General features: G+C 70.7%; 6 protein-coding genes. All 6 read right to left on the bottom strand.

Annotated features, from left to right (window positions below):
- On the bottom strand, positions 1–930 hold a 930-nt coding region (locus tag AB0C29_RS31415), incomplete at its 3' end, for a GDSL-type esterase/lipase family protein (protein WP_360827768.1).
- The gene (locus tag AB0C29_RS31420; protein WP_360555543.1) at positions 927–1,751 is read right to left on the bottom strand and encodes a carbohydrate ABC transporter permease; all 825 of its coding nucleotides are present in this window, start codon (positions 1,749–1,751) and stop codon (positions 927–929) included. The genes AB0C29_RS31415 and AB0C29_RS31420, both read right to left, overlap by 4 nt.
- Positions 1,748–2,677, bottom strand: a complete 930-nt coding sequence (locus tag AB0C29_RS31425; protein ID WP_360827771.1) for a sugar ABC transporter permease — start codon at positions 2,675–2,677, stop codon at positions 1,748–1,750. Before AB0C29_RS31425 ends, AB0C29_RS31420 begins: the two co-directional genes overlap by 4 nt.
- A 4-nt stretch (positions 2,678–2,681) precedes the next feature.
- Entirely contained in the window at positions 2,682–4,052 is a 1,371-nt protein-coding gene (locus AB0C29_RS31430; RefSeq protein WP_360827775.1) for an extracellular solute-binding protein, read from the bottom strand.
- 29 nt (positions 4,053–4,081) lie between these two features.
- Positions 4,082–5,032: an alpha/beta hydrolase gene (locus tag AB0C29_RS31435; RefSeq protein WP_360827778.1), complete on the bottom strand. Its 951-nt coding sequence runs from the start codon at positions 5,030–5,032 to the stop codon at positions 4,082–4,084.
- 178 nt (positions 5,033–5,210) lie between these two features.
- A partial coding sequence (locus tag AB0C29_RS31440; protein WP_360827781.1) for a substrate-binding domain-containing protein occupies positions 5,211–5,463 on the bottom strand: 253 nt, incomplete at its 5' end.

Raw genomic sequence — 5,463 nt, forward strand, 5'->3', positions numbered from 1 at the left:
TCGCGCCCCCTGCGCCACGACCCCCGCCACCGCGGGTTTCGGCGGCGATCTTCCTCCCCCGCCCGTACCTTCCGAACAACCGGGTCCGGCGGGGCGGCCCGCGGTGCCGGCCAGGTGCTGCACGACGGTGGTGAGGATGAGCCGCTGACCGGCCGGGGTCGGGTGCACCCCGTCGGGCTCCAGCAGTTCCCCGGGCACCCGGGCCCACGTGACGTCGTGCAGGCCGATCGCCCGGGCGTCGATCCGGTGGACCCGGGCCGCGATGTCGGCCACCGCGGCCGCGTCCCAGCTCAACGGCAGGCCCGCGAAGAAGGTCCCGGCGGCCGGACCGTCGACGGCCGGCGGGGTGATGAGTGTGACGCCCGCCTTCAGCTCACGGGTGATGAGGTCGGCCAGCGCCCGCAGGTTGCGTTCCGTCTCCCGGCCGGTGGCCATGGAGTATCCCGGCGTCCGGCCGTGCCGCCGGGCGTCGTTGGTGCCCAGCATCAGCAGCACGTGGGTGGGCCGGGCCGCTTCCAGCAGGTCGAAGCGTTCCAGCACATCGGCGGTCGTGTTGCCGCTGAGCCCGAGATTTTGCAGGGTGAAACCGCCGGGGCCGGCCGCCGCGACGGCCGCGGTGAGCATCTCGAACCAGCCGACCCGGTCCGCGGTGATCGAGTCGCCGACGGCCACGACGCGGTCACCGGCCCGGAAGGGCAGCGCCTCGATCGCCGCCCGCAGCCGGTCGTCGGCGAGCAGGTCCGCCGCGGCCCGGCCGGCCTCGGCCCGCAGGGCCTCGATCCCGGCGGCGACCTCCTCCGGGCCGATGGCCAGCATCCCGGCGAGCAGGTCGTGGTGGACGGTCGCGGCCACCGGGTGGCGGGCCAGCATCGGCCAGTTCTCCGTACGGGTGTAGCGCAGGAACTGCCTGCGGTCGTGGTCGGTGGTCATCCCTTGAGCGAGCCCTGCAACAGAGCGGCGACGAAGCGGCGCTGGAAGATCAGGAAGATGGCCAGGGTCGGCGTCAGGATGAGCAGCGAGCCGGCGCACAGCAGCGGGATGTCCGTGCCCCACTGACCCTGGAACGCGCCGAGCGCACCGGCCATCGTCCGTTTCGCCGGATCGTCGACCAGCACGATGGCGAGCAGGAACTGGTTCCAGGTCCACAGGAACAGCAGGATGCCCAGCGACGTCAGGGCCGGCCGGGCCAGCGGCACGTGCACCCGCCAGAACAGCTGCCAGGTGTTCGCCCCGTCGATGCGCGCCGCCTCGGAGAGCTCGTCGGGCATGGTCACGAAGTGCGCGCGCATCCACAGCACCGAGAACGGCATGAACAGGCCGATGAGCGGCAGGATGATGGCCCATCTGGTGTTCAGTAGGCCCATGTCGCGCACCTGGTAGTACAGCGGGGTGATCAGGCCCTCGAAGGGCAGGGTGAGCCCGAGGACGAAGACCAGGAAACCGAGCCGGTGGCCCGGCATCCGCAGATGCCCGAAGGCGAAGCCGGCCATGGTGCCGAACACGATCGAGACCGGTACGACGCCGAGCACGATCAGCGCACTCGACAGCAGCAGCCGTTCCATGTTGGCGGCCTGGAACGCGTCGACGAAGTTGCCCCACTGCGGGCTGCTGGGCCAGGACAGCCCGTCCGGATAGGTCCCGGACGGGTGCAGGGCGGTGACGAACAGGCTCACGAACGGCAGCACGGTCAGCACCATGAGCAGGACGAGCAGGACCCGCCCGGTCAGGGTCTCGCGACGGGTGACGATCATCGGGTGCCGTCCCTGGTGAGCCGTTGGATCGGGAGGACGCAGAGCAGGACCAGCACGGTCAGGGCGACGGCGAGCGCCGAGGCCATGCCGACCTCCCGCTCGGCGAAGGCCAGGTAGTAGATCTCCAGGCCGGGCACCATGGTGGCGTTGCCGGGGCCTCCCTGGGTGGAGACGTAGATGATGTCGAAGCTGGCCAGGGCGGAGATCACCGTGACCGTGACGCACACCCCGATCTCCTGGCGCAGGCCGGGCAGCGTGATCGAGCGGAACTCGCGGAACGGGCCGGCGCCGTCGAGCCGCGCCGCCTCGTACAGGGAATTGTCGATCTTGCTCATGCCGGCCAGCAGCAGCAGGGTGCACAGGCCGATCTGAACCCAGGCGCCGATCACCCCGACCGCGGGCAGTGCGGTGCCGAAGTCACCGAGCCAGGCCCGGGTCAGCGAGCCCAGGCCGATGGCGGAGAGCAGCTGGTTGATCAGGCCGGTGGTCGAGAGCAGCCAGGTCCACATGATGCCGGCGGCCACCAGCGGGATGACCTGGGGCAGGAACAGCACGGTCCGGGCGACCAGGGCCAGCCGGCTCTGGGCGATCTGCCGGATGGTCGCCGCGACCGCCAGTCCCAGCAGCACCGGCACGAAGCTGAAGAACAGGATCAGCTCGAAGGCGTGCAGGATGGTGGCGGACAGCTCCGAGTCGGTGAACAGCCGGACGTAGTTGTCCAGGCCGATCCATTTAGCCGCGCCGATGCCGTTCCAGTCGTAGAAGGAGTACTGGACGGTGAGCAGCAGCGGGCGGATGACGAAGGTCAGGTAGACCACGACGGCGGGCAGGGCGAAGAGCCAGCCGAGCCAGGCCGAGCGGGGGCGGCGCGTGCACCGCCCCCGCTCCTTGGCCGGTTCCGCCGTCGCAGCGAGAGGTCCGGCCATCGGGTCAGCCCTTGACCTGACTCTCGTAATCCTTCTGCACCGCGGTCAGCAGGCCCTGCGGTGTCTGCTGACCGGCGGCCAGCTTCTGCAGCTGCGGGGTCCAGCTCTTGGCGTAGATGGCTCCGGTGGCGTTGGCGATGAAGTCCATGGCGCCGTTGTCCTTACCGATCGTCGCCCCGGCGGCCAGGGTGCTCGCCGTGACGGTGTCCTGGCCGACGGCGGGCATGTAGGCGTCGGTCGGGCCCATCGGGTGCGAGCCGCCGACCTTCACGCCGATGTCGCGCGCCTTCTGGTCGGTGGCGACCCAGTTGAGGAAGAACGCGGCGCAGTCGGCGTTCTTGGACTTGGCGCTGATGCCGTACGTCAGCGGGGCCGACATCGCGGCCTGCTTGCCGCCCGCCTGCGCCGGTGGCATGAGGAGGAAGCCGGCGTTGCCGGCCATCTGCTTGTCGAGGTTGCCGGATTCCCAGTCGCCGCTGAAGATGAACAGGTTCTTGCCGCCGATGAAGCGGCTCATCATCATCGCGTAGTCCTGCGAGTTGATGTCCGGGGCCAGGTAGCCCGCCTTGATCCACTTCTCCAGGTGCTGCGTCGCCTGCAGGTTGCCCGGCGTGTTGATGGTGGCGCCCTGCTTGTTGAAGATCCAGTCGTTGATCGGGGCGGTCTCGCCGTACGCCGCCATCAGGTTCTGCAGCGGGAACGCGAGACCGCCGGTGGCGCCGCCGTTGAACTGGTTGATCGGGGTGATGCCGGCATCCTTGGCCTTCTGCAGCACGGCGTCGAACTCGGCCAGCGTCTGCGGCGGCTGGGTCATCCCGACCTGGGCAGCGAGCTTCTTGTTGTAGAAGATCCCGGTCATGCTGAAGTTGAGGCCCATCGCGTAGAGCGGGCCGGCGCCGCGCTCGCCGTTGCTGCCGAAGCGCATCTGTTCGAGCTGCGAGGCCGGCCACTTGTCCCAGCCGTACGCCGAGGCGTAGGTGTCCAGGTTGAGCAGCAGGTTGTCCTTGGCCAGCTCCGACATCTGCGGTATGCGCATGAGGTCCGGCGGATCGTCTGACAGCACGCGCGGGGCGTTCTGGGTGATCACGGCGAACTGGTCCTCGCGGATGTCCCACTTGACGTTCGGGAACTGCGCGGTGAACGCGTCGGCCAGGGTCTTCGGCAACGGGAAGCCGGTCTCGAAGTAGCCCTTCAGGGTCACCGGCTCCGTGCCGCACGTCGTCTTGACGGCGGCCGGGGCGCTCGCGCCGGCGCTGGGGGCATCACCACCGGGCGCGCTGCACGCCGCCGCGGCGAGCGCACCGGACAGGGCGAGGATCGCGAACAGGGGCCGGGTACGACCGGCGGGGTGCCGGCCGGACGGGGTAAGGGTCATGAGCACTCCTCAGTGGACGGGTGAAGCGGTCAGCGGTTCGTGGGCTGCGGGAGGGTGTGCAGGCGCCGGAGCGCGGTGACGACGTCCTGCTGCCAGGTGGCGGCCGGAGGCCAGGTGCCGGTCAGCGCGAGCGATCCGTGCACCGCTCCCGGGTAGAGCTCGAACGACACCGGGACTCCGGCGTCGCGCAGCCGGTGGGCGTACCGCTCGCCCTCGAGCCGCAGCGGGTCGTGCTCGGCGCTCATGATCCGTGCGGGCGGCAGACCGGTCAGGTCGGTGGCGAACAGCGGTGAGACGACCTCGTCGCGCCGGTCGTGCTCCGGGCCGAGGTAGAGATCGCCGCAGAGCCGCATGTCGTCGACCGTGATGCCGTAGTCGTCGGAGAGGCCGGACCGGCGCATGGTGTCCAGGGTCAGGTCCAGCGGCGGCACCTCGAGCAGTTGCCGGGCGAGGCGCGGGCCGCCGCGGGCCCGGGCGAGCAGCGTGACGGCGGCGGCCAGGTTCGCGCCCGCCGAGATCCCGCCGACGGCGACGCGTTCCGGGTCCGCACCGAGCTCCCCGGCGTGTTGCACCGCCCAGCTCAGCCCGGCGTAGCAGTCCTCCAGCGGCGCCGGGAAGGGGTGCTCGGGCGCCAGCCGGTAGTCGACCGCCACGACGACGCACTCGGCGCGGCGGCTGCGGTCGTGACACATCGCGTCGTTGACCTTCTCGTCGACGGAGCCCAGCCAGAAGCCGCCGCCGTGCAGGAAGACGTAGAGCGGGAGCGGACCGGTGGCGGTGGCCGGCCGGTAGACCCGGACCCGGATGGCGCCGACCGGGAAGTCCCGGACTCCGACCGGCACCGCGGGCGCGCCGAACTTGGCGAAGATCTCGTCCGAGCCCCGGTGGATGGCCGCCCGCCGCTGCGCCACGGGCGCATCGGGGTCGCCGGAGTCCGGCTTCGTCGCCAGGAAGACCTCGACCGCGTCGGCCAGTCCCATCGCCACTCCCTCGGGTGCCGGGCGCCGCCGCCCGGCGGGTTCGTCACACGAACGAAACATCAGCCGGGAAGCTGTGTCAAGAGTTTTTGTAAAAGCACTTTTATAGCGTCACCGCTGGTCAGGCGTCCCGGCCACGCCCGCGATCAGTTAACAGGCCGAGCCGGGGCGGTACGGGACTTCAGGTGGTGGAGCGTCCGACCAGGTGAACGTCGAGCACGGTGGCCGAGCGCAGCGCGGACCCGCCGATGTGCCCGAGCAGCACGCCGAACGCGGTGCTGCCCGACTCCTCGAACGGCTGGCGGATCGTGGTCAGATCGGCCGCGGCGGCGGCCTCTCCGTCGTCGAAGCCCATGACCGCGACGTCCTGCGGCACCCGCAGGCCCCGGTCGCGGGCCGCCAGCAGCACGCCGACCGCGAGCACGTCGTGGTGG

Origin of the sequence: Actinoplanes sp. NPDC048791 (genome assembly GCF_040650095.1) — a bacterium.
Lineage (GTDB): Bacteria > Actinomycetota > Actinomycetes > Mycobacteriales > Micromonosporaceae > Actinoplanes.

Bases quoted from the DNA above. Each gene is read 5' to 3' on its own strand.
- AB0C29_RS31420 (WP_360555543.1), bottom strand. From the start codon at position 1,751: ATGATCGTCACCCGTCGCGAGACCCTGACCGGGCGGGTCCTGCTCGTC.
- AB0C29_RS31425 (WP_360827771.1), bottom strand. From the start codon at position 2,677: ATGGCCGGACCTCTCGCTGCGACGGCGGAACCGGCCAAGGAGCGGGGG.
- AB0C29_RS31430 (WP_360827775.1), bottom strand. From the start codon at position 4,052: ATGACCCTTACCCCGTCCGGCCGGCACCCCGCCGGTCGTACCCGGCCC.
- AB0C29_RS31435 (WP_360827778.1), bottom strand. From the start codon at position 5,032: ATGGGACTGGCCGACGCGGTCGAGGTCTTCCTGGCGACGAAGCCGGAC.